This is a genomic window from Micromonospora sp. NBC_01655 (genome assembly GCF_026339755.1).
Lineage (GTDB): Bacteria > Actinomycetota > Actinomycetes > Mycobacteriales > Micromonosporaceae > Micromonospora.
In genome coordinates this window covers 6,825,806-6,850,512 of record NZ_JAPEQF010000001.1, presented here as the reverse complement: position 1 = coordinate 6,850,512, position 24,707 = coordinate 6,825,806, and the positions used below count along the sequence as shown (strand labels likewise).

General features: G+C 74.3%; 28 protein-coding genes. 17 read left to right on the top strand and 11 right to left on the bottom strand.

Translation table 11 applies throughout. The features are described 5' to 3' along the window. Positions 1-40 precede the first annotated feature (40 nt). Positions 41-475 carry a preprotein translocase subunit TatB gene (locus OOK41_RS30225; protein ID WP_117668782.1) on the top strand — a complete coding sequence of 145 codons (435 nt, stop codon included), beginning with the start codon at positions 41-43 and terminating at the stop codon, positions 473-475. Between the two features lie 84 nt (positions 476-559). Here the strand turns inward: OOK41_RS30225 and OOK41_RS30220 are convergent, their stop codons facing one another. From OOK41_RS30220 to OOK41_RS30210, 3 genes are all read right to left on the bottom strand, one after another. Next, the gene (locus OOK41_RS30220; protein WP_117668783.1) at positions 560-1,705 is read right to left on the bottom strand and encodes an Mrp/NBP35 family ATP-binding protein; all 1,146 of its coding nucleotides are present in this window, start codon (positions 1,703-1,705) and stop codon (positions 560-562) included. Positions 1,706-1,872: 167 nt separating this feature from the next. Further along, positions 1,873-2,547 (bottom strand): DUF1003 domain-containing protein, encoded by a 675-nt coding sequence (locus OOK41_RS30215; RefSeq protein ID WP_117668784.1) that lies wholly within the window; start codon positions 2,545-2,547, stop codon positions 1,873-1,875. After that, on the bottom strand, positions 2,540-3,826 hold the full coding sequence (locus OOK41_RS30210; RefSeq protein WP_117668785.1) for a CBS domain-containing protein: 1,287 nt from the start codon (positions 3,824-3,826) through the stop codon (positions 2,540-2,542). Before OOK41_RS30210 ends, OOK41_RS30215 begins: the two co-directional genes overlap by 8 nt. 33 nt (positions 3,827-3,859) lie before the next feature. On the opposite strand from OOK41_RS30210, the gene OOK41_RS30205 reads away from it, so the two are divergent. Both OOK41_RS30205 and OOK41_RS30200 read left to right on the top strand, forming a co-directional pair. Continuing rightward, entirely contained in the window at positions 3,860-4,729 is an 870-nt protein-coding gene (locus tag OOK41_RS30205; RefSeq protein ID WP_117668786.1) for a PhzF family phenazine biosynthesis protein, read from the top strand. A 125-nt stretch (positions 4,730-4,854) separates the two neighbouring features. After that, entirely contained in the window at positions 4,855-5,358 is a 504-nt protein-coding gene (locus tag OOK41_RS30200; protein WP_266268044.1) for a hypothetical protein, read from the top strand. Positions 5,359-5,424: 66 nt separating this feature from the next. Here the strand turns inward: OOK41_RS30200 and OOK41_RS30195 are convergent, their stop codons facing one another. After that, the gene (locus tag OOK41_RS30195) at positions 5,425-6,123 is read right to left on the bottom strand and encodes an HAD family hydrolase (protein WP_266267529.1); all 699 of its coding nucleotides are present in this window, start codon (positions 6,121-6,123) and stop codon (positions 5,425-5,427) included. 108 nt (positions 6,124-6,231) lie between these two features. Between OOK41_RS30195 and OOK41_RS30190 the strand changes: the two genes are divergently transcribed. Continuing rightward, positions 6,232-7,203: a DMT family transporter gene (locus OOK41_RS30190; protein WP_266267528.1), complete on the top strand. Its 972-nt coding sequence runs from the start codon at positions 6,232-6,234 to the stop codon at positions 7,201-7,203. Positions 7,204-7,291: 88 nt separating this feature from the next. After that, positions 7,292-9,547 (top strand): APC family permease, encoded by a 2,256-nt coding sequence (locus tag OOK41_RS30185; protein ID WP_266267527.1) that lies wholly within the window; start codon positions 7,292-7,294, stop codon positions 9,545-9,547. A 71-nt stretch (positions 9,548-9,618) separates the two neighbouring features. Here the strand turns inward: OOK41_RS30185 and OOK41_RS30180 are convergent, their stop codons facing one another. After that, on the bottom strand, positions 9,619-10,446 hold the full coding sequence (locus tag OOK41_RS30180; RefSeq protein ID WP_117668791.1) for an SDR family NAD(P)-dependent oxidoreductase: 828 nt from the start codon (positions 10,444-10,446) through the stop codon (positions 9,619-9,621). Positions 10,447-10,579: 133 nt separating this feature from the next. Between OOK41_RS30180 and OOK41_RS30175 the strand changes: the two genes are divergently transcribed. Then, the gene (locus OOK41_RS30175; RefSeq protein ID WP_266267526.1) at positions 10,580-11,536 is read left to right on the top strand and encodes a CoA ester lyase; all 957 of its coding nucleotides are present in this window, start codon (positions 10,580-10,582) and stop codon (positions 11,534-11,536) included. A 54-nt stretch (positions 11,537-11,590) separates the two neighbouring features. On the opposite strand, the gene OOK41_RS30170 is transcribed toward OOK41_RS30175, so the two are convergent. Next, a complete protein-coding gene (locus OOK41_RS30170) occupies positions 11,591-12,112 on the bottom strand; it encodes a DUF4190 domain-containing protein (RefSeq protein ID WP_266267525.1) in 522 nt (173 codons plus the stop codon). 117 nt (positions 12,113-12,229) lie between these two features. Between OOK41_RS30170 and OOK41_RS30165 the strand changes: the two genes are divergently transcribed. Next, a complete protein-coding gene (locus OOK41_RS30165) occupies positions 12,230-13,135 on the top strand; it encodes an SDR family NAD(P)-dependent oxidoreductase (RefSeq protein ID WP_266267524.1) in 906 nt (301 codons plus the stop codon). Between the two features lie 24 nt (positions 13,136-13,159). Here OOK41_RS30165 and OOK41_RS30160 read toward each other — a convergent pair whose 3' ends face one another. Then, the gene (locus tag OOK41_RS30160; protein ID WP_266267523.1) at positions 13,160-13,597 is read right to left on the bottom strand and encodes a DUF4190 domain-containing protein; all 438 of its coding nucleotides are present in this window, start codon (positions 13,595-13,597) and stop codon (positions 13,160-13,162) included. 176 nt (positions 13,598-13,773) lie between these two features. Here OOK41_RS30160 and OOK41_RS30155 point away from each other — a divergent pair, with 176 nt between their 5' ends. Further along, entirely contained in the window at positions 13,774-14,970 is a 1,197-nt protein-coding gene (locus tag OOK41_RS30155; RefSeq protein WP_266267522.1) for an acyl-CoA dehydrogenase family protein, read from the top strand. Positions 14,971-14,995: 25 nt separating this feature from the next. Here OOK41_RS30155 and OOK41_RS30150 read toward each other — a convergent pair whose 3' ends face one another. Then, the gene (locus tag OOK41_RS30150; RefSeq protein ID WP_266267521.1) at positions 14,996-15,403 is read right to left on the bottom strand and encodes a CoA-binding protein; all 408 of its coding nucleotides are present in this window, start codon (positions 15,401-15,403) and stop codon (positions 14,996-14,998) included. Between the two features lie 296 nt (positions 15,404-15,699). Between OOK41_RS30150 and OOK41_RS30145 the strand changes: the two genes are divergently transcribed. Then, positions 15,700-16,119 (top strand): thiol-disulfide oxidoreductase DCC family protein, encoded by a 420-nt coding sequence (locus tag OOK41_RS30145; RefSeq protein ID WP_117668797.1) that lies wholly within the window; start codon positions 15,700-15,702, stop codon positions 16,117-16,119. Here the strand turns inward: OOK41_RS30145 and OOK41_RS30140 are convergent. The 3 genes from OOK41_RS30140 to trxA all read right to left on the bottom strand — a co-directional run bounded on the left by OOK41_RS30140 (position 16,083) and on the right by trxA (position 18,018). Further along, the gene (locus OOK41_RS30140) at positions 16,083-17,021 is read right to left on the bottom strand and encodes an MFS transporter permease (RefSeq protein WP_266267520.1); all 939 of its coding nucleotides are present in this window, start codon (positions 17,019-17,021) and stop codon (positions 16,083-16,085) included. The two genes, OOK41_RS30145 and OOK41_RS30140, sit on opposite strands and share 37 nt — an antisense overlap. Beyond that, positions 17,018-17,458 (bottom strand): hypothetical protein, encoded by a 441-nt coding sequence (locus OOK41_RS30135; RefSeq protein ID WP_266267519.1) that lies wholly within the window; start codon positions 17,456-17,458, stop codon positions 17,018-17,020. Before OOK41_RS30135 ends, OOK41_RS30140 begins: the two co-directional genes overlap by 4 nt. A 197-nt stretch (positions 17,459-17,655) precedes the next feature. Beyond that, positions 17,656-18,018 (bottom strand): thioredoxin, encoded by a 363-nt coding sequence (trxA, locus tag OOK41_RS30130; protein WP_266267518.1) that lies wholly within the window; start codon positions 18,016-18,018, stop codon positions 17,656-17,658. Between the two features lie 546 nt (positions 18,019-18,564). On the opposite strand from trxA, the gene OOK41_RS30125 reads away from it, so the two are divergent. The 8 genes from OOK41_RS30125 to OOK41_RS30090 all read left to right on the top strand — a co-directional run bounded on the left by OOK41_RS30125 (position 18,565) and on the right by OOK41_RS30090 (position 24,687). Beyond that, entirely contained in the window at positions 18,565-19,080 is a 516-nt protein-coding gene (locus OOK41_RS30125) for a MaoC family dehydratase (protein WP_266267517.1), read from the top strand. A 73-nt stretch (positions 19,081-19,153) separates the two neighbouring features. After that, positions 19,154-19,690 (top strand): hypothetical protein, encoded by a 537-nt coding sequence (locus tag OOK41_RS30120; protein ID WP_266267516.1) that lies wholly within the window; start codon positions 19,154-19,156, stop codon positions 19,688-19,690. Positions 19,691-19,777: 87 nt separating this feature from the next. After that, positions 19,778-20,401: an RNA methyltransferase gene (locus tag OOK41_RS30115; protein ID WP_266267515.1), complete on the top strand. Its 624-nt coding sequence runs from the start codon at positions 19,778-19,780 to the stop codon at positions 20,399-20,401. Positions 20,402-20,572: 171 nt separating this feature from the next. Then, complete coding sequence (locus OOK41_RS30110) at positions 20,573-21,268, top strand: TFIIB-type zinc ribbon-containing protein (protein WP_323136246.1); 696 nt, start codon at positions 20,573-20,575, stop codon at positions 21,266-21,268. A gap of 116 nt (positions 21,269-21,384) precedes the next feature. Continuing rightward, entirely contained in the window at positions 21,385-21,543 is a 159-nt protein-coding gene (locus OOK41_RS30105) for a hypothetical protein (RefSeq protein ID WP_165878125.1), read from the top strand. 6 nt (positions 21,544-21,549) lie between these two features. Further along, entirely contained in the window at positions 21,550-22,422 is an 873-nt protein-coding gene (locus tag OOK41_RS30100) for a PH domain-containing protein (RefSeq protein ID WP_117668802.1), read from the top strand. A gap of 103 nt (positions 22,423-22,525) precedes the next feature. Then, entirely contained in the window at positions 22,526-23,395 is an 870-nt protein-coding gene (locus OOK41_RS30095) for a SigE family RNA polymerase sigma factor (protein WP_266267514.1), read from the top strand. 50 nt (positions 23,396-23,445) lie between these two features. Next, positions 23,446-24,687: a hypothetical protein gene (locus tag OOK41_RS30090; RefSeq protein ID WP_266267513.1), complete on the top strand. Its 1,242-nt coding sequence runs from the start codon at positions 23,446-23,448 to the stop codon at positions 24,685-24,687. The last annotated feature ends 20 nt before the right edge of the window (positions 24,688-24,707 follow it).

Sequence of the window (24,707 nt, the reverse complement as noted above, 5' to 3'; positions counted from 1 at the left end):
GTGCGTAGTCTTGGCCTGACGCCGACGAGGAGGCCCAGCAGTGTTCGAGAACCTGAACTGGTGGGAGATCGGTGCGCTGTTGCTCCTGGCGCTGCTGATCTTCGGTGACCGGCTGCCCGTCGTGATCAACGACGGGCTGCGGATGGTCCGTAACCTGCGCGCCATGGCCCGCAACGCGACCGGCGACCTGAGCCGGGAGCTGGGCACCGACATCCAGCTGGAGGACCTGCACCCGAAGGCGTTCATCCGCAAGCACCTGCTCAGCGAGGAGGACGAGCAGGCGATCCGGAAGCCGTTGCAGGGCGTGTACGACAACCTGCGGGCCGACGTCACCGGCGTGCACGACGACCTGAAGAACGTGGCCGCCGCGGCGGACCTGCGGACGAAGACCCCCGGCGGTTCGGCCGCGGCCCCCACGGGCGATGCCGCGAAGACCCCCGCCCCCCGCACGGCCAGCTACGACGACGCCACCTGACCGGCCCGCCCCGGGCTGGAAGCCGAACGGGGGCGGCGCTCCGTCCGGAGCGCCGCCCCCGTTTCCGTACGACGGGTGGCCGGGTCAGCGACCGGCGGGCTTGAGGCCGAGCGGCCTGCCGAGCAGCGACTCCCGCCGCACCGCCAGCCGGTCGGCGACCCCGTCCAGGGCCTTCGCCGCCGGCGACTCCGGCTCGGCCAGCACGATCGGGTTGCCGGCGTCACCGGCCTCCCGGACCCGGGTGTCCAGCGGCACCTGACCCAGCAGCGGCACCTGGGCGCCGATCGTCCGGGTCAGCGAGTCGGCGACCGCCGCGCCTCCGCCGGAGCCGAAGACCTCCATCCGGGTGCCGTCGGGCAGCTCCAGCCACGACATGTTCTCGATCACGCCGACCACCCGCTGGTGGGTCTGCAACGCGATCGCGCCGGCCCGCTCGGCCACCTCGGCGGCGGCGGCCTGCGGGGTGGTCACCACCAGGATCTCCGCGTTCGGCAGGAGTTGGGCCAGCGAGATGGCCACGTCGCCGGTGCCCGGGGGCAGGTCCAGCAGGAGCACGTCCAGGTCGCCCCAGTAGACGTCGGCGAGGAACTGCTGCAACGCCCGGTGCAGCATCGGGCCGCGCCACACCACGGCGGCGTTGCCGGCGGTGAACATGCCGATCGAGATGACCTTCACGCCGTGCGACTGCGGCGGCATGATCATGTCCTCGACGCGGGTGGGGCGGCCGTCGGCGCCGAGCATCCGGGGCACCGAGTGCCCGTAGATGTCCGCGTCCACCACGCCCACCGAGAGGCCCCGGGCGGCCAGCGCGGCGGCCAGGTTGACGGTGACGCTGGACTTGCCCACGCCGCCCTTGCCGCTGGCCACCGCGTACACGCGGGTGCGGGAACCGGGCTGGGCGAAAGGGATCACCGGCTCTGCGGCGCCGCCGCCGCGCAGCTTCGCCTGGAGGCCCTGGCGCTGCTCGGGGCTCATCACCCCGAACTCGATCTCCACCCCGGTCACGCCGGGCACCGCGCCCACGGCGGCGGTGATGTCGGTGCGCAGCTTGTCCTTCAGCGGGCAGCCAGCCACGGTGAGCAGCAGCTCGACCCGGACCACGCCGTCGTCGCCGACCTGGGCGGAGCGGACCATGCCGAGGTCGGTGATGGGCCGGCGGATCTCCGGGTCGTCGACGGTGGCCAGGGCGGCCTGGACGGCGTCCTCGACGGTGCTGACGGGTGCTGACATGCCCGCAATGCTACGTCGGGGGCGATCCGTGCCGGCCGCTGGCGGGCCTGGTGTGAGCGAATCGATGGCCCCGACGGTCACCGCTCCGGCCCGCCGGCCCGCGGGTGGCCGCGCCCGACCTTCGCAGGCCGGAGGGGGTCCCGGGCCGGAGGGTCACGACCCGGTGGTCAGCGTTCCCGGGCCGGGCCCTCCGGGCGGCCGTCCCGGGCGAAGTCGCCGTCCAGTTCGTCGACCGGCTCGTCGAGTGGCCTCCCGGCCCCGCGAGGCTCGCCAACCGGGCCCGGCTCGCCGGTACCGCGCCGCTCGCCGGTAGCGCGGGGAGCCGGCCGGTCCTGCTGTCGGCGCTCCAGCCGCTGCCGGCGCTGCGCGGCCTCGTCCAGCTCCTCGGCCAGCCGGGCCAGCTCCGAACGCAGGAAGTCCCGGGTGGCCACCTCGCCCATCGCGATCCGTAGCGCGGCGATCTCCCGGGCCAGGTACTCCGTGTCCGCCTTCTGCATGGTCGCCCGGCGGCGGTCCTCCTCCAGCGCCACCCGGTCCCGGTCCGCCTGCCGGTTCTGCGCGAGCAGGATCAGCGGCGCCGCGTACGAGGCCTGGAGGGAGAGCACCAGGGTCAGGAACGTGAAGGTGTACGGGTCGAACTGCAGGTCGTCCGGGGCCAGGGTGTTCCAGGCGAACCAGGCGGCGATCACCAGGGTCATGTAGACGATGAACAGCGCCGTGCCCATGCTCCGGGCGATCCCCTCGGACCACCGACCGAACGCCTCCTGGTCGAACCGGGGCAGCTTCACGCCCCGGGGCTCGCGCGGCTGGTCCAGCCGCTCGGCCCGCCGCTGCTCACTCATCGGCGCCGTCCAGCGCCCCGGTCCCGACGGCCGGGAGGGTCTCGGCGTCCCGGTCCCGCCAGTCGCGCGGCAGCGAGTGGTCCAGCACGTCGTCGACCGTGACCGCGCCGACCAGCCGGTTGCTCCGGTCCACCACCGGCATGGCGACCAGGTCGTACGTCGCCATCCGGCGGGTGATCTCCGGCAGTGGGGTGGCGGGGCGCAGCGGGTCGATGTCGTTGACCACCACCCCGCCGAGCAGGTCTGCCGGCGGCTCGCGGAGCAGCCGCTGGAAGTGCACCATGCCCAGGTAACGACCGGTCGGGGTGGTCATCGGCGCGCGGGTCACGAAGACCTGCGCGGCCACCGCCGGGGAGAGCTGCTCCTCCCGGATCCGGGCGAGGGCCTCGGCGACCGTGGCGTCCGGGGGCAGGATCACCGGCTCCGAGGTCATCACGCTGCCGGCCGTGCCGGAGGTGTACTTCAGGAGCTGGCGTACCGGGTCGGCCTCGTTCGGCTCCATCAGGTCCAGCAGCACGTCCTGCTCGGGCGGGGGCAGCTCGTTGAGCAGGTCGGCGGCGTCGTCCGGGTCCATCTCCTCCAGCACGTCCGCGGCCCGTTCCCGGTCCAGCGCGGCGAGGATCTCCACCTGGTCGTGCTCGGGCAGCTCGCTGAGCACGTCGGCCAGCCGCTCGTCGTCCAGCGCCGCCGCCACCTCGTTCCGCCGGGTGTCGGGCAGGTCCTGGAGGGCGTTGGCCAGGTCGGCCGGGCGCATGTCCTCCAGCACGGCGAGCAGGTTCGCCGTGCCCCGGTTCTCGACGATGCCGCTCAGGCCACGCACCCGGTCCCACTCGACCTGCTGGAGGTGGCCCCGGCGGGTGAGCCGGCCGGTGTGCTCGCGGACGGCCACCCGGGTCAGCGACCACTCGCCGCCCCGGCTGCACTCCATCGCCACGTCGACCACCCCGCCCGGCTGGCCGCCCGGGTCGATCTGCACCCGCCGGTCCAGCAGCTCCTGGAGCACCAGCAGCTCGTTGGGGCGCTTCTCGAACCGGCGCAGGTTGAGGGTGCCGCTGCCGAGCACCACCGCGTCGGCGTCGATGGAGGTGATCCGGTTGATGGACAGGAAGATCCGCCGACGCATCGGCATCTCCGCCACCAGACCCACCACCTCGGGCGGGCGCTGGGTCGGCCGGAGCCGGGCGACCGCGTCCCGCACCCGTCCCACCTGGTCGCCGTTCGGGTCGAAGACGGCGACTCCGGCGAGACGGGCGATGTAGACCCGGTTCGGCGTGCTCACAGGCACCAGCCTAAGCGCCTACTGTTTATCAACATGTCGACCTTGGCCTACGAGATCGTGGACGTCTTCACCGACCGCCCCTTCGCCGGCAATCCGCTGGCCGTGGTGTTCGGCGCCGAAGGACTGGCCACCGAGCAGATGCAGGCGCTCGCGCTGGAGTTCAACCTGTCCGAGACAGTGTTCGTGCTGCCGCCCACGCAGGTCGGGGCCACCTACCGGGCGCGGATCTTCACCCCCACCGACGAGCTGCCGTTCGCCGGGCACCCGAGCGTCGGCGCGGCGGTGACCGCGAGCCGGCGCGGGATGTTCGGCGTGGGGCAGGTCACCCAGGAGTGCGGGGCGGGGGTGCTGCCGATCGAGGTGACCGCGACCGGCGCGACGCTGACCGGCGGCACTCCCACCCTCGGCCCCGAGCTGGACCTGGAGCCGCTGCTGGAGATGACCGGTCTCACCGCCGACGACCACGCCGGCCCGGCCCCCCGGGTGGCGGGCTGCGGGCTGGAGTTCCCGTTCCTGCCGGTGCGTCCGGACGCGGTGGCCCGCGCCCGGGTCAACGCGGCGACGGCGGAGCGGTACGGGATCGAGCACGTCAGCGTCTTCTCCTGGGAAGCCGACTCGCAAACCGCACACGCCCGGGTATTCGTGCCCGGGCACGGCGTCCCGGAGGACCCGGCGACCGGATCGGCCGCCCTCGGGCTCGGCGTCTGGCTGGTCGCCAGCGGCCTGCTCCCCGGCGACGGCCGATCCTCCTACGCCGTCCGGCAGGGCATCGAGATCAACCGAGCGTCCTACCTGGGCTGCACGGTCACGGCCGCCCACGGAGCCGCGGTCGGCGCCACGGTGACCGGAGACGTGATGGCGGTGGCCCGGGGCGAGATCGCCGTCCCGCCCTTCGTCGGTTGAGCGGTGCGCAGGGGGCCGCGTCGACGCCTGCGGCAGCGCGCGGGCCGGCGTGGCGGCGACCCGTGGTGGCGGTGCGGTCGCGCGGCCCCACGGACATGCGGGAGGATGCCGGGGTGACGGACGAGATGGACGAGCGGGTCACGACGCCCCTGGTCGACGAGGCGGTGAAGAAGGCCGCCGTCGCCTGGGTGGGCGTCCCGGGCGAGCCGGCGCGGGCGCTGTGGTGCGTACCGTTCGAGGGGTCGCTCCTGGTGGTGAGCGGCCCCGGTGAGCAGTCGGCGCCCGGCCTGGCGGAGGCCACCGAGGCGCAGGTCACCCTGCGCGGCGACCACGGCGGGCGGATCGTCGCCTGGCCGGCCCGGGTGACCCGGGTGGCGCCCGGCACCGAGGCGTGGACGGCCCTGGCCCCGACGGTGGCCGCCAAGCGGTTGAACGCCCCCGGCCCCACGGCCGACCTGGTGCGGCGGTGGGCCGCCGAGGACTGCGCCCTGGTCCGGCTGGCCCCGGCCGGCGAGCCCGCGACCGGCGACCGGCTCCCGGACTCCTCGCTCGCCGAGCCGCCCCGGCCGGCCCCGGTGGTCCGGGCCACCCGCAGGCCGTTCCGCCTGCACCGGGTCCGCCGCCGCTGAGCTTCCGGCCCATCTCGGAGCTGCCGGAGCCCGGCCGGCCCGGAGCCCGGCCGGCCGCGTGCCCGGTCAGGCCGGCACGGCGGCCGGGTCCACCAGGTCGAGGACCTCGGTCAGCGAGCGCAGCACCGGCCCGGTCCAGTCCGGCTCGGCGTCGAACACCATGTGCTCGGCCAGGTCCGGGGCGGCCAGCCGCACCGCCGTCAGGCCCACCCGCGTCGCGCCGGTGAGCTCCCGGCTGCCCCCGTCGCCGACGTACAGGCAGTCGGCCGGGGCCAACCCCAGCCGTTGGCACGCGGCCAGGTAGAGCGCCGGGTCGGGCTTGCAGCGCCCGACCTCCACGGAGAAGACCCGCACGTCGAGCAGCGGGTCGACGGCCAACTGGGGCAGGAACGCCGGCAGCTCGTGGGTGCAGTCGCTGACCAGCCCGGTGCCCAGGCCGCGGCGGCGCAGCGCCGCCAGTACGGGCACCGCCTCGTCGCGCAGCCGGGTGTCGGCCCGTACCGCCCGGTGCCGGGACAGGACCGCCGCGCGCAGCGCGCTCTCCGGCGGGCTCACCCCGGCCTGGTCGCACACCCAGCGCAGGGTCGACTCGGCGTCGCCGAACAGCCCGCTGGCGCGCTGGTAGTAGCTGCGGTCGAGCACGGCGGCGAGCGCCTCGACGGGGCAGCCGAGCAGCTCGGCGGTGGACCGGTGGGCCGCACCGCGCTGCACGGAACGGGTGAGCGTGCCGAAGAAGTCGAACAGCACCGCATGGAACTCGGGCATGGGGAGGTGCCTCCGGGCGTCGAGGGGGAGGGTCGCCAACGGAATTCCATGATCGTAACGGAGTGCTGACGTTCTGTGGTGGCCGGTGCCGTGTGAGGATTGCTTCCCGTGTCCGTACCCCCGCAGCGCCGACCGACGGTCGACGCGCCGACCGTCGGTGTCGCCGTCCTGGCCGTCGTCGCGGTCTCCTCGTCCGCGCCGCTGGTCGCCTTCGCTGCCGCGCCGGCCCTGGCGATCGCCTTCTGGCGGAACCTGCTCGCGGTCGGCGTGCTCGGCCCGTTCGTGCTGGCCCGGCGGCGGACCGAGTTCCGGGCGCTCACCGTCGGCGGGGGCCGGCGTGCGGGCTGGTACTGCGTGCTCTCCGGGATCGCGCTGGCCGCCCACTTCGCCACCTGGATGCCGAGCGTCCAGCTCACCTCGGTCGCTGCCGCCACCGCACTGGTCGCCACGCAGCCGGTCTGGCAGGGGCTGATCGCCCGGGGGCAGGGGCGGCGGCTGCCGCCGGCGGTCTGGGCCGGCATCGGGGTGGCGGTCGGCGGAGCGGTGCTCGCCTCGGGGGCCGACCTCGGCGTCTCCGGCCCGGCGTTCGCCGGTGACCTGCTCGCGCTGGCCGGGGGCATGTGCGGCGCGGTCTACACCGCCCTCGGGGAGGGGGCCCGCCGCACCGTCAGCACCACCACGTACACCACCATCTGTTACGGGGTGTGCGCGCTGGTCCTGCTGGCGGTCTGCCTGGTCGGCGGGGTGCGGCTGGGTGGCTGGGACGCCGACACCTGGCTGGCGATCCTCGCCCTGGTCGGCGGCGCCCAGCTCCTCGGCCACTCGATGTTCAACTACGCGCTGCGCCGGATCTCGGCGACCACGGTCAGCGTGCTGATCCTGCTGGAGGCGCCCGGGGCCGCCCTGATCGCCTGGGTCTGGCTCGGCCAACTCCCCCGGGCCGCCGCGCTGCCCGGGCTCGCGCTGCTGCTGGTCGGCGTGGTCGTGGTGGTGCTCGGTGGGGCGCGCGCCGGCCGCCGCACCGTCCCCACTGCGCTGCCCGCCGACGCCAGCCCGCTCGCCGAGCGCCCGCCGGCCTGACTGCGGGTACTTTCCGCGGCGAGTGTCGCGGTTCCGCCCGCCCCGGCGCACCTCTTCGGCGACAGTGCGAGGGGAGAGGGGCGGTGGGATGGGCGAGGGCGGTGGGGAGGGGACGGTTGTCACCCCGGAGGCGGAGTTCCCGGCCCTGGGGCCGGAGGAGCTGGGGTCGCTGCGGCGGATCGGGGACCGCTGGCGGGTGGCCCGGCGGGAGCAGCCGGAGCCGGCGGGCGAGCTGCCGGTGGACCCGACCCTCGGGCGGTACCGCCGGCGGCCCGCCCCGAGCCGGTTCGGCCGGCTGGCGCCGATCGAGCTGTTCCGGGTCGAGGAGCCGGACGAACTGGTCGCCACCGAGCAGGCGAACCTGCCCGGCTCCCGCCTGGGCCGCGGCCTCGTCCGGCTCCGTCGGGGGGCGCTCGGCCCGCCCCTGAACAGCGCGGCCGTGCTGTACGAGCGGATGCGCAAGCTGGTCGCCCTGCCGGTGCTCTCCTCCGACCTGCTCAGCTCGGTGGCGTACGGGCCGGAGGCGATGCTGGCCGTGCTGGTGCTGGCCGGCGGTGCCGCCCTGGGGTTGTCGTTGCCGCTGGGCGCGTTGCTGGTGCTGCTGATGGTCGCGGTCGGGGTCTCCTACCGGCAGACCATTCCGGCCTACCCGCACGGCGCCGGCTCGTACCTCGTGGCCGGCGACAACCTGGGCGCCGGGGCCGGGCTCACCGCGGCGGCCGGCCTGATGATCGACTACGTGCTGACGGTGTCGGTGTCGGTGGCGGCCGGCATCCACGCCATCACCTCGGCCCTGCCGGGGCTCACCGGGCTCACCGTCCCGCTCGGCGTGCTGGTGATCGCGGTGCTGCTCGCCGGCAACCTCCGCGGCGTCCGTACCGCCGGGAACATCTTCGTGCTCCCCACGTACGCCTTCATCGCCGCGCTGCTGGCGGTGCTCGGCGCCGGCTTCCTCCAGGCGGCCGGCCGGGGGTTCATGGCGCTGCCGGCGCCGGACGTGCCGGCGGCCGAGGGGCTGGGCCTGCTGCTGGTGCTGCGGGCGTTCTCCTCCGGGGCGGTGTCGATGACCGGCATCGAGGCGGTGTCCAACGCGATCCCGGCGTTCCGTCCGCCGGAGTGGCGCAACGCGCGCACCACCCTGAGCTGGATGGTCGCCATGCTGGTGGTCCTGTTCGCCAGCATCGTCGTGCTGATCCACCTGGACGGCCTGGTGCCCCGGTCGGGGGAGACGCTGCTGTCCCAGCTGGCCCGGACCAGCTTCCCCACCGGCCCCTGGTACGCCCTGGTGCAGGCGGCCACCGCGCTGATCCTGCTGCTGGCCGCGAACACCGCCTTCAACGACTTCCCCCGGCTGCTGTTCTTCATGGCCCGGGCCGGGCACGCCCCGCGCCGGTTCCTGCACATGGGGGACCGGCTGGCGTTCAGCAACGGCCTCGTCGCCCTCTCCGGCACGGCGGCGCTCGTCTTCGTCACCTTCGGGGGGCACACCGAGGCGCTGATCCCGCTCTACGCGGTCGGGGTGTTCCTGGCGTTCACCCTCTCCCAGGCCGGGATGGTGGTGCACTGGCGCCGCCGGCGCGGGGCGCGCTGGCGGCGTCGGCTGGCGGTCAACGCGGTCGGCACGACGCTGTCCGGGTTGGTCCTGCTGACCGCCGCGGTCGCCAAGTTCGCCGAGGGCGCCTGGGTGGTGGTCGTCGCCGTGCCGCTGCTGGTGCTGCTCTTCCACCGGGTGCAGCGGCACTACCGGCAACAGCACCGGGCGCTGGCGCTGCGCCCGCCCGGGACTGCCCCGGCGTCTGCCGGGCCGCCCCGGGGAACCGTGGCGGGCGGCGGGCCGGAGGGCGGAGCCGCACCGCAGCCGCCGGCAGGCGGTCCCTCCGCCGGCGGCGACGGGGACGGTGCGCCCCTGCCGGCCGAGGGGCAGGAGGTGCCACAGCAGATCCGGCACCTGGTGGTGGTGCCGGTGGCCCGGCTCAACCGGGCCTCGCTGCGTGCCCTCGCGTACGCGGCGTCGCTCGGGCAGCCGACCCTGGCCGTGCACCTCGCCCCGAACGAGGTGGAGGCCGACCGGTTCCGTGGGCAGTGGGAGGCGTGGGGGGACCACCTGCGGCTGGAGACGATCGTGTCGCCGTACCGGGCGGTGATCGGGCCGCTGGCCCACTACCTGGAGGCGCTGCACGCCTCCAGGGCCGACCTGGTGCTCACCGTGATCGTGCCCGAGGTGGTGCTGCGCCACCGCTGGCACCGGCCGCTGCACAGCCAGGTGGAGCGGCGGCTGCGCCGGGCGTTGCGGGAGCTGCCCGGGGTGGTGGTGACCAGCGTCCCGGTGCACCTGCCCGGGTGAGGGCGACCGGCCCGGCGGGACCGCGCACCGGTCAGCCGGCAGCCAGTCCTCGCCGGCCGGAGGACGGGGGGCTACCCGGCGGCGACGCCGACCGCCTTCGCGCTGGCCGTCCAGAGCCGGGCGGCGAGCTGCGGGTCGGCGGCCCTGCGCAGCGGGCGGCGGGGCCGCCGGTCGGCGTAGTAGCCGCCGGTCGTCAGCCTGGCCGGCTCCTGGTCGGCGAGCCAGACCAGCGTCTCGGCGCCCTTCTCGGGGCTGCGGAACGGCAGGATCCGCATGCCCAGGGCCACCAGCCGGCTGTCCGCGCCGAACCGGGTCCGCACCACGCCGGGGTGGAAGCAGTACGCGGGGATCTCCGGCCAGCGCCGGGCCGCCTCCGCGGTGAACAGGATGTTCGCCTGCTTGCTGGTGCCGTACGCGCGCATCGGCCGGTAGCCGCGCAGCGTGGCGTTGAGGTCGTCCGGGTCCAGCACGCCGCTGCGGTGCGCGGCGGAGGCGGTGACCACGAGCCGGCCGACCCGGTCCCGCAGCAGGGTGCTGAGCAGGAACGGGGCCAGGTGGTTGGCCTGCATGGACAGCTCGAACCCGTCGACCGTGGTGGCCGGGCGCAGCACGATCGCCCCGGCGTTGTTGGCCAGCACGTCGATCCGGTCGTACGCGGCGCGCAGCCGCTCCGCCAGCCCCCGCACGTCGTCGAGGACCGCGAAGTCGGCCCGGAACAACTCGGGCCGCTCACCGCTGGCGTCCCGCACCCGGTCGCCGGCCGCCTGGAGGCGGGCCGGGTCCCGGCCGACCAGTACCACCTGGTCACCGCGGCGCGCCAGGTCCACGGCGGCGGCCAGTCCGATGCCGGAGCTGGCCCCGGTCACCACCACGATCCGACGCCCAGTGAGATCTTCCACAGGTCCATTCACCCCGGTCACGGCACGAGGTTACCGTGGCGTCACAAACACCTTTGCGATCGTTAAGTCCGCCGGTGCGGCGGGCACCCGTCAGCCCGTCGGCCGGTCCGCCGACGCGGGAAGGAGCGCATCCATGGCCGCTGTCGGTCGCCCCCGCCGGTCCTGCCTCGCCGTGCCCGGTTCCAGCGTCAAGATGCTCGGCAAGGCCCAGGGCCTCCCCGCCGACCAGGTCTTCCTGGACCTGGAGGACGCGGTGGCCCCACTGGCCAAGCCGGACGCGCGCAAGAACATCGTGGCGGCGCTCAACGAGGGCGACTGGGCCGGCAAGACCCGGGTGGTCCGGGTCAACGACCTCACCACCCCGTGGACGTACCGGGACGTGATCGAGGTCGTCGAGGGGGCCGGCGCCAACCTGGACTGCGTCATGCTGCCGAAGGTGCAGGACGCCGCCCAGGTGCAGTGGCTGGACCTGACGCTCACCCAGCTTGAGAAGACCCTCGGCCTCCCGGTCGGCCGGATCGGCATCGAGGCGCAGATCGAGAACGCCGCCGGCCTGGTCAACGTCGACGCCATCGCCGCCGCGTCGCCCCGGGTGGAGACCATCATCTTCGGGCCGGCCGACTTCATGGCCTCGATCAACATGAGGTCGCTGGTGGTCGGCGCGCTCATCCCCGACTACCCGGGCGACCCGTACCACTACATCCTGATGCGCATCCTGATGGCCGCCCGGATGCACGACAAGCAGGCCATCGACGGCCCGTTCCTGCAGATCCGGGACGTCGACGCGTTCCGGGAGGTGGCCGGGCGGTCGGCCGCGCTGGGCTTCGACGGGAAGTGGGTGCTGCATCCCGGGCAGATCGACGCCGCGAACGAGGTCTACTCGCCGGCCCAGGCCGACTACGATCACGCCGAGCTGATCCTCGACGCGTACGAGCACTACACCTCGGAGGCGGGCGGCCGGCTCGGCGCGGTGATGCTCGGCGACGAGATGATCGACGAGGCGTCCCGCAAGATGGCCCTGGTGATCGCGGCCAAGGGCCGCGCGGCCGGGATGACCCGGACCTCCGGCTTCACGCCTGCGGCGGAGTGAGCCGGTGCCGCCCCGGCCCCGGGGCGGCACCCTCCCGTCGTTCCGGCCCGCGCGTCAGTAGCTGCTGCTCGTGCTGCTCGCGCTGATCGCGATGACGATCATCACGATGTAGAAGATGATCGCCAGCACTATCAGGCCGGTGAGGATCCAGCCGACGATGATGGCGGCCGTCGCCATCCCCTCGCCGCCCTCGCCGGTCTGCCGGATCTGCTTCTGCGCGACGTGGCCGAGGATCGCGCCGATCGGCGCGGTGACGCAGGACGCGAAGCCGACCAGGGCGAGCACCAGCGCCGCGATGGCCAATCCGTTGGTCTTCTGCACCGGCGGATACCCGTACCCGGGGTAGCCGCCCTGCGGGTAGCCGGCGGGTGCGTAGCCGGGCACGGCGTACGGGTCGGCCGTGGCCGGCGCGGGCTGCTCCGACTTCATCCCCGCGTACGGGTCGACCGGCGCGTACGGGTCCGTGCCCGTCGGCTGGCCGGGGATCGGCTGCCCGCTCACCGGCAGGGTGGGGTCGACCGGCGGGGTGGACGGCTGGGACCAGGGGTCGTTGCCGGGCGGCGGCGGATATGTCATCGGTTCTCTCCGTCTGTCGAGGGTGCGCGGTCAGGGTAGCCAGGCCCGCCCAGAATGGGCGTCCCCGTTACCGGGTGCCGCGTTGCCCGGCGGGGGCGCAGCGGGCAGGATCTCGGCATGGCAACAGACGCGCGGTCCGCGGACCGTTCCGGGAGCCGACCGAGGCGGGACGCGAGCCGACCGGGCCTGGCCCGACGCGGCCGGGTCACCGCCGCGACGGCCCCGGCCGACCAGGACGCCCCGGCGCCGCTGGCCGACCCGGTCACCATGCGGCTCGACGGCAGGGTCGCCCTGGTCACCGGGGCCGGCAGCCCCGACGGCATCGGGTACGCCACGGCCCGCCGGCTGGCCGACCTGGGGGCGCGGGTGGCCATCGTCTCCACCACCCGGCGCATCCACGAACGGGCCGGCGAGCTGGGGGTGACGGGGTTCGTCGCCGACCTCACCGACGAGTCGGAGGTCGGGGCGCTCGCCGACGCGGTCGCCGAGCAGCTCGGCGACGTGGAGGTGCTGGTCAACAACGCCGGTCTGGCCAGCCGGGCCAGTCCCGAGGTGCTGCGCCCGGTGGCCCAGCTCAGCTACGAGGAGTGGCACGGCGAGATCGACCGGAACCTGACCACCGCGTTCCTGTGCAGCCGCGCGTTCATCGGCGGGATGGCCGAGCGTGGCTGGGGGCGGATCGTCAACCTGGCGGCCACCGCCGGCCCGGTCAACGCCCTGCCCACCGAGGCGGCGTACGCCGCCGCGAAGGCGGGCGTGGTCGGCCTGACCCGGGCGCTGGCGATGGAGATGATCGCCGACGGCGTGACGGTGAACTCGGTGGCCCCGGGGACCATCCACACGGCCGCCTCCACGGTGGCGGAGATCCGGCAGGGGCTCGGCACCCCGGTGGGCCGTCCCGGCACCCCGGACGAGGTGGCCGCCGCGATCGTGTTCCTCTGCTCGCCCGCCGCGTCGTACATCACCGGGCAGATGCTGGTGGTGGACGGCGGCAACAGCGTGCGGGAGGCGCAGTTCCGCTGACCTGGCCCCGGGCGGCTCCGGGGGTCAGTTGTAGGAGCTGCCGCCGCCGGAGCTGCCCCAGATCGCCAGCGCGATCCAGCCGCAGCAGGCCAGCAGGCCGATCGCGGTGAAGAGGTAGCCGAGGATCAGGCCCCAGGTGGCGAGCTGGTCGCCCTCCTCGCCGGTGCGCCGGAGCTGCTGCTTGGCCACGTGCCCGAACACGATGCCGGCGGGCGGGAAGACGAACGCGAAGACCAGCGACAGCACGGCGAGGATGTTCGTGCCCCGGCCGGGCGGCGGCTGGCCGGGGTACTGCCCTGGCTGGCCGTACGGTCCGGGCTGGCCGTACTGCCCGTAACCCGGGGGCGGGCCGTACTGGCCCGGTTGCCCGTGCTGTTCGTATCCCGACGGCGGGCCGGGCTCGCCGGGCGGCGGCTCGTACGGCGACGGCGGTTGGTCCGGCTCCTGCGGTGGATAACTCATCCGGTACCTCCCGCGCACCCCTGGTGACCTGGCCCTATTGCGGGACGCTACCCGCAGCGGTGAACCTTTTCACAGCGGTTGTGTCGACTGGTCACCTTGGCCTCGCCGGCGGGGAGGCCGATACTGACCGAGCGTTCAGTTACCTATGAGTAATGCGCCGATCCCCGGAGGCTGAGATGGCCCGACTCGCCCAGACGCCCGGCCTGACCGACGTGCAGCGGTCGATCCTGGAAACCGTCCGGGAGTTCGCCGACAAGGAGATCATCCCGCACGCGCAGCGGTTGGAACACGCCGACGAGTACCCCGCCGACATCCTCGACGGGATGCGCGAGATGGGGCTGTTCGGCCTCACCATCGCCGAGGAGCACGGCGGGCTCGGCGAGTCCCTGCTGACCTACGCCCTGGTGGTCGAGGAGCTGTCCCGGGGCTGGATGTCGATCTCCGGCATCGTCAACACGCACTTCATCGTGGCGTACCTGATCTCGCAGCACGGTTCGGCGGAGCAGCGGGCCCGGCTGCTGCCGAGGATGGCGACCGGCGAGGTGCGCGGCGCGTTCTCCATGTCCGAGCCGGAGTGCGGCTCCGACGTCTCGGCGATCAGGTCCAGGGCGGTCCGCGACGGCGACAACTACGTCCTGAACGGCCAGAAGATGTGGCTGACCAACGGGGCGTACTCCTCGGTGGTCGCCACCCTGGTCAGGACCGACACCGGCGCCGACTCCGTGTACGGCAACATGAGCACCTTCCTGCTGGAGAAGGAGCCCGGCTTCGGCGAGACCGCGCCCGGCCTGACCATCCCCGGCAAGATCGACAAGATGGGCTACAAGGGCGTCGAGACCACCGAGATGGTCCTCGACGGCGTCACCGTCCCCGCCTCCGCTGTGCTCGGCGGACCGGACAAGGTCGGCCGCGGCTTCTACCAGATGATGGACGGCATCGAGGTCGGCCGGGTCAACGTCGCCGCCCGTGCCTGCGGCATCTCCATCCGCGCCTTCGAGCTGGCCGTCGCGTACGCCCAGCAGCGGAAGACCTTCGGCCAGCCCCTCGCGAAGCACCAGGCGATCGCCTTCAAGCTCGCCGAGATGGGCACGAAGATCGAGGCCGCGCACGCCCTGATGGTCAACGCGGCCCGGCTCAAGGACGCCGGCCAGCGCAACGACGTCGAGGCCGGGATGGCCAAGCTGCTCGCCTCCGAGTACTGCGCCGAGGTGGTCCAGGAGGCGTTCCGCATCCACGGCGGCTACGGCTACTCCAAGGAGTACGAGATCGAGCGGCTGATGCGGGAGGCCCCGTTCCTGCTCATCGGCGAGGGCACCTCGGAGATCCAGAAGACGATCATCTCCCGCGGCCTGCTCAAGGAGTACAAGCTCTGACCGGGCCCGGTCGGGGCGACGCCCGTCAGGCCAGTCGGGTCAGGCCGGCGGCGGCGCGCTCGACGATGAGGCAGCGGTCCTCGACGTAGTCGATCCCCGCCTCCTCGGCGATCCGCCGCGCCTGCGGCGAGACGATCCCGAGCTGCAACCAGACCGCGGGCGCGCCGATCGCCACCGCCTCGCGGACCACCCCGACCGCGTCCCGGGCCGGGCGGAACACGTCCACCAGGTCGACCGGGTGCGGGATGTCGGCCAACGACGCGTACGCCCGCTCGCCGAACAGCTCGTCGACCGTCGGGTTGACCGGGACGATCCGCCAGCCGTACCGCTGCATCTGCGCCGGCACCCGGTGCGCGGCCTTGCCGGGGTCGCGGGACGCGCCCACGACGGCGATCACGGCGGAGTCGGCGAGGAGCTGCTGGGCGGTGCGCACCCCGCGACTGTAACCGGCCGGCCGGGACGGCACAGGGCGAGCTGGTCGGCGCGGCGGAGCGGGCGGCTCGGGCAGCCGCCGGTCGTCGCCCGGCTCGGGGCGGACCTGTCGCGTCGGGCAGCGCCAGCGGCAGGGGTGGAGCCGCTGGCGCTGCCCGCTCGGGACCACCCTCGTCCGGGGGAGCGGAGAGGGTGCCCCAGCGCATGACCATCATTCGAACACGTGTGCGAACGAAGCGCAAGTGACCTGCCGGACACCCGGGCCCGGCGGCCACCCGGCCGGGGGAGGATGGAGCCATGGAGACGTCGACCTTCGTCTACGACGGCGACTGCGCGTTCTGCACCACGTGCGCCCAGTTCATCGAGCGCCGCATCCCCACCGGGGCGCGGGTGCTGCCCTGGCAGTTCGCCGATCTCGACGCGCTGGGCCTGACGCAGGCCGAGTGCGAGGAGGCCGTGCAGTGGGTCGGCGCGGACGGCCGCCGGGCCGCGGGCCCGGACGCGATCGCCAGGCTGCTCGGCGACAGCGGCCCGCGCTGGCGGGTGGCCGGCGCGGGCCTGCGGTTCCCGCCGGTCCGCGCGGTGGCCTGGCCGGCGTACCGCTGGGTGGCCCGCAACCGGCACCGGCTGCCCGGCGGCACCGCCGCGTGCTCGCTGCCGCAGGAGGCGCGGGAGCGGCTCTACGGCCCGGCCGGCCGGCCCACCACGGACGCCTGATCGGGCGCGGCTGCGGCCAGGGCGGGCGGGGCCGCCGGCGCCGGCTCCGCGCCGCCGGTCCCGTTCGGGCCGGATCGGCGGCGGCCGGCGAGCCGGCGGGCCCAGAGCACCGGGCGCACCCGCTCCAGCGGCAGGAAGCTGGCCATCGCCACCAGGTGCGGCGCGAACGAGATGGTGATCGTCGCCATGGTGACCAGGTGGAACAAGTAGAAGAAGCCGACCATGGCCAGCCGCCAGCGCTCGGGCAGCACGAAGACCACCGGGCTGAGCAACTCGAAGGCGAGGATGCCGAACTGCGCCACGAGCAGCAGGTACGGCACCCCGGCGATCAGGTCGGCCAGGTCGGTGCCGCGCCGGATGATCGCCCTGGCGAGCACAGACCCGGTGGCCCAGTCGAGCCCGCCGAACCGGAACTTGGCGAACGCGGCCAGGAAGTACGTGCAGATCACCGCGATCTGGGTGACCCGCAGCGCCCAGCCGCCGGCCTCGCTGCGGGTCGGGTCGCCGTGCCGGGCCCGCCCGGCGGTGGGGAGCACGGCGAGCGCGACGAGCAGGCCGAACCGGTCGTGGTCGACCTTGCCGTAGCTCATCGCGATGATCATCCATTGCAGGTACAGCGCGAAGACCGACCAGCCGAGCAGCCGGTGGGCGCGGCCGGTCGCGGCGAGCGCCGCGAGGACCAGCAGGACCCAGAAGATCGCGGCGACCAGGGCCGGGGTGGGGGTGGGCAGCGGGAGCGCTCGGCCGACGAGCAGCGGTTGGTACAGCTCGCCGGGCACGCTGGCCCGGGTGCGCACCCATGGGGTGAAGAACACCAGGTCGGCGGCCACGAAGAGGTAGACCAGGGTGCGGAAGGCGGCCACCCGGCCGCGCGGCACCGCCTCGGTCAGCCAGCCGGTCACCGGTCCGCCCGCCAGCTGACCACCGTCTCGTCGGCCCAGCGGCCGGTCGGCCGGCCGGCCTCGATGCCGTACCAGCGGATCACGATGCGCACCTCGACCAGCCCGGCGGCGTCGGGGTGGCGTTCGGCGTACGCGTCGGCGACCTGGCGCAGCCGGTCCGGCTCGGCGACGTACCGGCTCTGCTGGCCCTCGATCTCGGCGCGGCGGATGCCGGTGGCGTCCTGGCCCAGGTCGACCACCGCGCCGGTGCGGTCCACGCCCTCGACGCGGGTGTCCGGGGCGGGGGCGTCGGGCGGGTCGGAGGTGGAGTACATCCGGAACGGGCCGAACGGGAAGTCGTCGTCGCTGCCCCAGGCCGTGCCGGCGAGCAGCACGGCGAGGCCGAGCGCGGTCGCGCCCAGCCGGATCGCCCGGCCACGGCGGGTCAACGTCTCCATCGGGTCAGGACGATACGGGATGGAAGGCTGGCAGGGGTCCCGCCGTCGGCCGGTGGGAGCCGGCCGTACCGGTGACGTCGGGCCGCCGCGCCGACCGGCCCCGGCGGCGCCCGGCCCCGGGACGCGAGAACGGCCCGGCCCGGGACACGACGACGGGCCGGGCCCCAGGTCGGGGCCCGGCCGTCGGACGACCCGGCTCAGTGGTTGTGCTCGGCCAGCTTCTTGCGGACGTCGTCCATGTCGAGGCCCTGAACCTGCTCGATCAGGTTCTCCAGGGCCGACTCGGGCAGGGCGCCGGGCTGGGCGAAGACGATCACGCCGTCCCGGATCGCCATGATCGTCGGGATGGAGCGGATGTCGAACTTGGCGCCCAGTTCCTGCTGCGCCTCGGTGTCGACCTTGCCGAAGACGATGTCGGGGTGCTTGTCCGAGGAGCGCTCGTAGACCGGGGCGAACCGCTTGCACGGGGCGCACCACTCAGCCCAGAAGTCGACCAGGACGATGCCGTCGCTGCCCGCGACCTCGTCGAAGTTCCCCGTGGTCAGCTCAACGGTTGCCATTTGCACTCTCCGATCACCGCAGAATCACCTACGCCTCCTGAAACCAGGACGGGTCCCGACGAATTCCCGGGCGGCCGGTGCCGAAACCCCCTCGGCCGGCGGGGCGGGAGCCCAGAGTATCGATCCGCATCTGTCGTTCCCCGTGTGCGGCGCGCACATGCATGACGCATTTGCGTGACCAGCCGTGATGGGAGCGCTTCCATAGCCGTCGAAGTGGGCGGCGACCCCGCATCGACGATCTGATGTCTGACTAGCGCCGATCCGACCTGCGGAGATCGCTCCGGACCTGGTCGACAGTCACGCAGAGTGTTGTTACGAAAAGATAAATGTGACGCCGGTCTCTGTTCGTCGGGCACCGGCGTACGGCAGAATCTCTCGCATCAGAGCGTGGGCGGCGGGTGCCGGGGAGGGCCCCGCCGCTCATTGCGTCTCCCCTCGGGTTGCTGCCGGTGTGACATTTCCGCGGCCGGCCCGCCCCGGCCCTCGCCTTAACACTCGATAAGGCATGCTGGCCCGAACTCCGTCGCCGCCGTGAAGGGGACATCGATGCAGTTCGGCCGCTACTACGAGGAGTTCGAGGTCGGCGCGGTCTACCGGCACTGGCCGGGCAAGACCGTCACCGAGTACGACGACCACCTCTTCTGCCTGCTCACCATGAACCACCACCCCCTGCACCTGGACGCCCACTACGCCGAGTCGGCGAGCCAGTTCCAGCGCAACGTGGTGGTCGGCAACTACATCTACTCCCTGCTGCTCGGCATGTCCGTCCCCGACGTCAGCGGCAAGGCCATCGCGAACCTCGAGGTCGAGTCGCTGCGGCACGTGGCCCCGACCTTCCACGGCGACACCATCTACGGCGAGACCACCGTGCTGGACAAGCGCGAGTCCGGCTCGAAGCCGGACCGGGGGGTCGTCTCCGTGGAGACCCGGGGTTACAAGCAGGACGGCACCATGGTCTGCGTCTTCCGCCGCCGGGTGATGGTCCCCAAGCGGGAGTACGCGGCCGCCACCGTCGGAGCGGGCGTCGACCCGGAGCGGCCGAGCTTCCCCGAGCCGCGCTGACCCTCCCGTCCGGCACCGGGCCCCTCCCCGCCGTCTTCCGTGGGGTTGGGGCCCTTTTCCTGGTCGGAGGCTTATGCTGGCGCCGGAGGTCCCCATGAGCCACTCCGTCGCCGGAGAGCCGCCCTCTGCCGGCCGCCGCGCCGCACCGCTGACCACCGCCGTCTACTCCGCCGCCGAGTGGGACCTGCTGACCGGGCTGCCCGGCCGCGTGCTCGTGGCCGCCGCCACGCCCGCCCCCGGACGCCCACCGCGCGGCGTCGCCGCCGGGCTCGCCGGTCTGGACGCCGTGGCGGCGGGCCGCGCCTTCGACAGCGACCTGGTACGCGCCGTGGTGGCCGCCATCTACGCCCGGCACGACGGGGCGCCCGCCCCGGCCGACCAGCTCGCCGACCTGGTCAGTCTGCTGGCCGCCTGCCGGGCCGCGGCGCGGGTGCTGCGTCGCCGGGCCGACCCCGCCGACTCGGCCGCGTACCGGCAGTGGGTGCAGTCGGTGGCGGCCCGGGTCTGCCGGGCCGCCACCGACGGTGACCGGGCCCCGGCGGACCTCCCCACCGCGCCGGCCGACCGGCGCTTCCTGGACCGGCTCGGCGGGGCACTCGACCTGGGCTGAGCAGGCCCTCCGCCCGCCGGCCCGGGACCGACCCCGGGGCACCCCACGCCCGGCGGAGCGGCGGGCGGACCGTACCCTCTTCAGACCGTGACCGGTGACCAGCTCGACGTCGGCGTGGGGCCGTGGCCCGGCGACCTCCCGGACGACCCGCGGTACGACCCGGAGCTGCTCGCCGGGGGCGACCGGCGCAACGTGGTGGACCGGTACCGGTACTGGCGGCGGGAGGCCGTGGTGGCCGACCTGGACCGGCGCCGGCACGACTTCCACGTGGCCGTCGAGAACTGGCAGCACGACTTCAACATCGGCACGGTGGTCCGCAACGCCAACGCGTTCCTCGCCGCCGAGGTGCACATCGTCGGGCGGCGGCGGTGGAACCGGCGGGGCGCCATGGTGACCGACCGCTACCAGCACGTCCGGCACCACGAGACGATCCACGAGTTCGTCGCCTGGGCGGCGGGACGGGACCTGCCGGTGGTCGGCATCGACAACCTGCCCGGCTCCCGACCGCTGGAGACGACCACCCTGCCGCGCCGCTGCGTGCTGCTCTTCGGCCAGGAGGGCCCGGGGCTGTCCGACCCGGCCCGGACGGCCTGCGACCAGCTCTTCTCGATCGCCCAGTACGGCTCGACCCGGTCGGTCAACGCGGGGGTGGCCAGCGGCATCGCGATGCACGCGTGGATCCGGGCGCACGCCGGCCCACCACCCGGCTGAGCCGACGTCCCCACCGGTGCGCGTCCGGGTTCCGGCGCGGCCGTCGGTCCGGTGGCCGTCCGGTGACCCCGTGCCAGCGGCCGGGCACGGCCGGTGGAATCCCGCCGCGACGCGCCGGGGGAAACAGCCGCTCGACTTGACGGCCCCGCGATCCGGGGTGACGGTGGAAACGTGAGCGTCGCGGTGAGTTGTCCGAGGTGTGGTGGATCCGTGCGCGAGCCGGACCTGATGCACACCGAGTGGCGGTGCCCGCGCTGCGGGCCGGTGCCGCCGCTGCACGTGCCCGAGCACATCGGAGCGGAGATCGTGGCCAGCGTGGTGGACCGGGTCGCCACCGCCGCGCCCGGGGCGGAGCCGGCCACGCCGGTCTGGTGTCCCTGGCCGTTGCCGCCCGGCTGGACCCTCACCGGCGTGGCGTACGCCGGCGACGAGCGGACCGGGGTGCGGGCCACCGTGATCGCCTGCGCCGGGCCCGAGCCGCTCGGCGGCGGCCCCGCCGACCTGGTCTTCGTGGCCGAGGAGCCGGGCGTGGGCCTGGGCACCCGGTTCGCCGGGATGGCCGGGCCCGATCCGGGGCCGGAACTCGCCGAGGCGTTGAACGAACCCGGCCCCGGGCATCCGGAGCACATCGGACAGGCCAGGATCCGGGTGGCCGGCCATCCGACTCCACTGTGGCTCGTAAATTCTCCAACCGATCGAAGCGCGTACGCCGGCGAGGCTCGGGGATTGTGGCTCCATGCGATAGCCTGGCCGGCGAGTGCGGGGCATCTGCTCGCCGAGGACGTGGAGTTGCACGACCTCACGGAGTGGACGCCGTCCGAACTCGTGTATGGCGCACCGTCTCCGTACCTGCACGGGAAAGCCTGAGAAGGATCCCGTTCTGTCGGAGAACGGACGCAGAGATTCACTATACGACACCTAACTGATACTCTGGGTGCCGCTGCGGTAAATGGACCCGGCGCCGCGCGAGAGGATGGCCCGCCATGGTCAAGAAGGTCCTCACCTGGGCCGGTATCGCATTCTTGATCTTCTTTGTCGCCTACCGGCCGAACTCCGCCGCAGACGTCTTCAAGTCGATCGGTGGCGGCATCATGGACATCGCCCAGGGGTTCGGCGACTTCTTCACCAGCCTCATCGCCTAGCCGCCGATGGGAAGCCCCTCCGGTCCCCCCTTCGATCCCGACGACCCCGACCGGGGACGCCGGGAGCGAGACACGGAGCCGATTCCCCGGGTCCGGCCCGACGACGTGTCGGGTCCCCGCCCGGGTCCCTCCGACGGCCCCCCGTTCTCCGACGACGTCGGCTACGGCGACGGTCCGTTCGCGGGCGAGGGGCGCTCCGGGCGCGCCTGGGTCCGCGACCCCGAGGCCGGCTACCAGGCTCCGCAGATCTCCGAGGAGGAACTGGCCGGGCTGCGGGTCGACGCCTCCGGCATGCCGCTGGGGCCCCGGCGGGTCCTCCCGCTTGAGGACGAGCCCAGCTCACTCGTCGCCCGCTACCTCTTCCCCACCGAGCGGTACCGGGGCGAGTGGAAGCGGCACTGGATCCACCTCACCACGCCGATCCTGGTGGGCATCGCCGCGACCTTCGTCCTCGGCTACCTCTCCGGCTTCCTCGCCGGGCGGGACGTGGGCGCGCTGACCACCGTCGCGGTGCTGCTCTGGTTCGCCGTGATGGGCTGGGTCGCCTGGCGGGTCGCCGACTGGTGGTACGACCGCTTCATCCTGACCAACAAGCGGGTGATGGTCGTCAACGGCATCATCACCCGCAAGGTCGCGATGATGCCGCTGGCCCGGGTCACCGACATGAAGTACGAGCAGAGCCCGACCGGCCGCGCGCTCAACTACGGCACCTTCGTGCTGGAGTCCGCCGGCCAGGACCAGGCGCTCCGCGAGATCAAGAACCTGCCCAACCCCAACGAGCTCTACCTGCGCGTCGTCGAGGAGATGTACGAGCCGCAGGCCGTCGAGGCTCGGTTGGGCAAGGAGGCGGACGAGGCCAAGGCCGACGACGGCGCCTGAGATTTCCGTCCGAACATCGGAGGAACACGGCACCAACCGCCGTCGACCGGGGCGCCCCGGCGTGACAGCCTGCCAGCAGGGCACGGGGGTGCGGGAGGTGAGCGTGGCCGGCAGGGACCCGCTGGAGGAGGAGTTCCGTGAGTTCGTCGCGGCCCGCTCCGGGGCGCTGCTGCGCACCGCGTACCTGCTCGCCGGGGACTGGGCCACGGCCGAGGACCTGCTCCAGACGGCCCTGACCAAGACGTACCTGGCCTGCCGGCGGCTCGGCGGGATCGATGCGATCGAGCCATACGCCCGCCGGGTCATGGTCAACACCTCGACGAGCTGGTGGCGGCGGCGCTGGCACGGGGAACGGCCGACCGAGGTGCTGCCCGAGCGGGCCGGGATCGACGAGATCGAGCAGCAGCTCGACCGGGACGTGCTCTGGCGGCACCTCAGGGCGCTGCCCAGCCGGCAACGGGCGGTGCTGGTGCTGCGCTTCTACGAGGACATGTCGGAGGCGCAGACCGCCGCGCTGCTGGAGATCTCCCCGGGAACGGTGAAGAGCCAGACGTCCCGGGCGTTGGCCACCCTGCGCCGCCGGCTGGGCGAGCAGGCGGCCATCGACCTGCCCGACCTGCCCGGGTCGACGCGGTCCGTCGGCCGCGAGGCGACGACGCGTCGCCCGTCGCGGGCGGCGGGGTCCGACGCCCCCGTCCCGGGCCGCACCGCGCCGCGCCCCGGCGCGTCCCGGACGCCGCCACGCCGGCCCGCGCCGGACGCCGAGCCGGCCCGCGTTCCGGCGCCCGCCTCGTCCCGCGTTCCGGCCGAGGCCCAACGCGCTGCCGGCGCCCCGCGCCGCGGCGGCCACCCGAGGGACGCGGGACGGCTGCCCGCCCCGACCCCGCCGGCCGCCGACGCCGTCGCGGCCGACGCCCGCCCCGCCGACGCCGTCGGTGCGTCGGCCCGGGCCGTCGGCGCCGAACGGCGGTGAGCGACGTGCCGATCCCCGCTGACAACCGGACGAGGGCCCCCGGGCGTCCAATGGATGTGCCGAGAGACGAGCTGGAGCGAGCGGTCCGGGCGACCCTGTCCCGGCAGGCCGCCACGCTCCGACCTCTCGCCGTGGACCCGGCCGGCCTGGCCATCCGGCGCGCCAACCGCACCCGCCGCCGCCGCACCCTGGCCGGCGTCGCCCTCGCCGGGGCGGCCACCGTGCTGGTCAGCGCCGGCATGGCGCAGTTCGGCACGCAGGCGGGCCACCCGACCACCCCGACCGTGGTGCTCGGCGACCCGCGCGGGGCCACCGCCGCACCGGCACCCGACCCGATGGTGAGCCCGTCGGCCGGGACCGCTCGCCCGCTCCCCGGCCCGGGCGGCCCCGCCGTGGACCTGATCGTCGGCACGACCCTGCGCACCACCCAGGACGAGAGCATCCCTCTCGGGCTGGGCGCGGTCGACCGGGCCCAACGCGTCCCCGACCAGGGCGGCTGGCTGGTGGTGGGCGGGCCGACCGCGGCGGGCCGAACCCTGGTCTCAATGCGGCCGGACGGCAGCCGCCAGGCGCTCCTCGCGGGCGCGGAGGCCATCGCCGTCGCCGCCACCGGCCGGCAGGTCGCCTGGCGCGACGGGGACCGGCTCACCGTCGCCGGGATCGTCGGCGACCGTCTGGTCGCGGTCACCAGCACGGCGGCCCCCGGGCCGGCAGTCCCGGTCGGCTTCGTCGGCGACGCCGTCGTGGTGCGACTCGACCCCACCCGGCCCGGGTACGCGGTGTGGCGGCCGGCCGCGGGCGGGCTCTCCGCCGGGACCGGGGGCGACGTCCTCGCCGTGTACGGGACGCGGCCGGACGGCCGGGCGGTCGGCGTGGTCGCCACCGGTTCACCCCGCCGGCCCTGCCTGGCGCTGCTCGACCCCGCCCGGAACCTCGCCGCGACCCGTACCGCCTGCGGGCCAGTCCTCGGCGTCGACGGGTTCGGCGCGGTCTCCGCCGACGGCCGCTGGCTGCTGGTCAACGGCCGCACCGGTGCGTCGAAGGCCACCGAGACGCTCCTGGTCGACCTGGCCACCCTCGACGGGACGCCGGTGGCCCGGCGCGCCGGGCCGGCGCTGACCGGCGCGGTGGCCTGGACCCCGGCCGGGACCGCCTGGTACGTCGACGGGCGCGGCTGGCTCGTGCAGGTGCGCAGCGACCGGGTGACCGCCGGCAAGCCGGCCGACGTCGCCCCCGTGTCCGGCGTCGATCCGGGCGGCCGGCCGGTGGTCGTCACCGACGTGGCCTCCTGACCTCCCGCCGGGGCCGTGCC

Bases quoted from the DNA above. Each gene is read 5' to 3' on its own strand.
- OOK41_RS30220 (WP_117668783.1), bottom strand. From the start codon at position 1,705: ATGTCAGCACCCGTCAGCACCGTCGAGGACGCCGTCCAGGCCGCCCTG.
- OOK41_RS30215 (WP_117668784.1), bottom strand. From the start codon at position 2,547: ATGAGTGAGCAGCGGCGGGCCGAGCGGCTGGACCAGCCGCGCGAGCCC.
- OOK41_RS30205 (WP_117668786.1), top strand. From the start codon at position 3,860: ATGTCGACCTTGGCCTACGAGATCGTGGACGTCTTCACCGACCGCCCC.
- OOK41_RS30200 (WP_266268044.1), top strand. From the start codon at position 4,855: ATGGACGAGCGGGTCACGACGCCCCTGGTCGACGAGGCGGTGAAGAAG.
- OOK41_RS30195 (WP_266267529.1), bottom strand. From the start codon at position 6,123: ATGCCCGAGTTCCATGCGGTGCTGTTCGACTTCTTCGGCACGCTCACC.
- OOK41_RS30185 (WP_266267527.1), top strand. From the start codon at position 7,292: ATGGGCGAGGGCGGTGGGGAGGGGACGGTTGTCACCCCGGAGGCGGAG.
- OOK41_RS30175 (WP_266267526.1), top strand. From the start codon at position 10,580: ATGGCCGCTGTCGGTCGCCCCCGCCGGTCCTGCCTCGCCGTGCCCGGT.
- OOK41_RS30170 (WP_266267525.1), bottom strand. From the start codon at position 12,112: ATGACATATCCGCCGCCGCCCGGCAACGACCCCTGGTCCCAGCCGTCC.
- OOK41_RS30165 (WP_266267524.1), top strand. From the start codon at position 12,230: ATGGCAACAGACGCGCGGTCCGCGGACCGTTCCGGGAGCCGACCGAGG.
- OOK41_RS30160 (WP_266267523.1), bottom strand. From the start codon at position 13,597: ATGAGTTATCCACCGCAGGAGCCGGACCAACCGCCGTCGCCGTACGAG.
- OOK41_RS30155 (WP_266267522.1), top strand. From the start codon at position 13,774: ATGGCCCGACTCGCCCAGACGCCCGGCCTGACCGACGTGCAGCGGTCG.
- OOK41_RS30145 (WP_117668797.1), top strand. From the start codon at position 15,700: ATGGAGACGTCGACCTTCGTCTACGACGGCGACTGCGCGTTCTGCACC.
- OOK41_RS30135 (WP_266267519.1), bottom strand. From the start codon at position 17,458: ATGGAGACGTTGACCCGCCGTGGCCGGGCGATCCGGCTGGGCGCGACC.
- trxA (WP_266267518.1), bottom strand. From the start codon at position 18,018: ATGGCAACCGTTGAGCTGACCACGGGGAACTTCGACGAGGTCGCGGGC.
- OOK41_RS30125 (WP_266267517.1), top strand. From the start codon at position 18,565: ATGCAGTTCGGCCGCTACTACGAGGAGTTCGAGGTCGGCGCGGTCTAC.
- OOK41_RS30120 (WP_266267516.1), top strand. From the start codon at position 19,154: ATGCTGGCGCCGGAGGTCCCCATGAGCCACTCCGTCGCCGGAGAGCCG.
- OOK41_RS30105 (WP_165878125.1), top strand. From the start codon at position 21,385: ATGGTCAAGAAGGTCCTCACCTGGGCCGGTATCGCATTCTTGATCTTC.
- OOK41_RS30100 (WP_117668802.1), top strand. From the start codon at position 21,550: ATGGGAAGCCCCTCCGGTCCCCCCTTCGATCCCGACGACCCCGACCGG.
- OOK41_RS30090 (WP_266267513.1), top strand. From the start codon at position 23,446: ATGGATGTGCCGAGAGACGAGCTGGAGCGAGCGGTCCGGGCGACCCTG.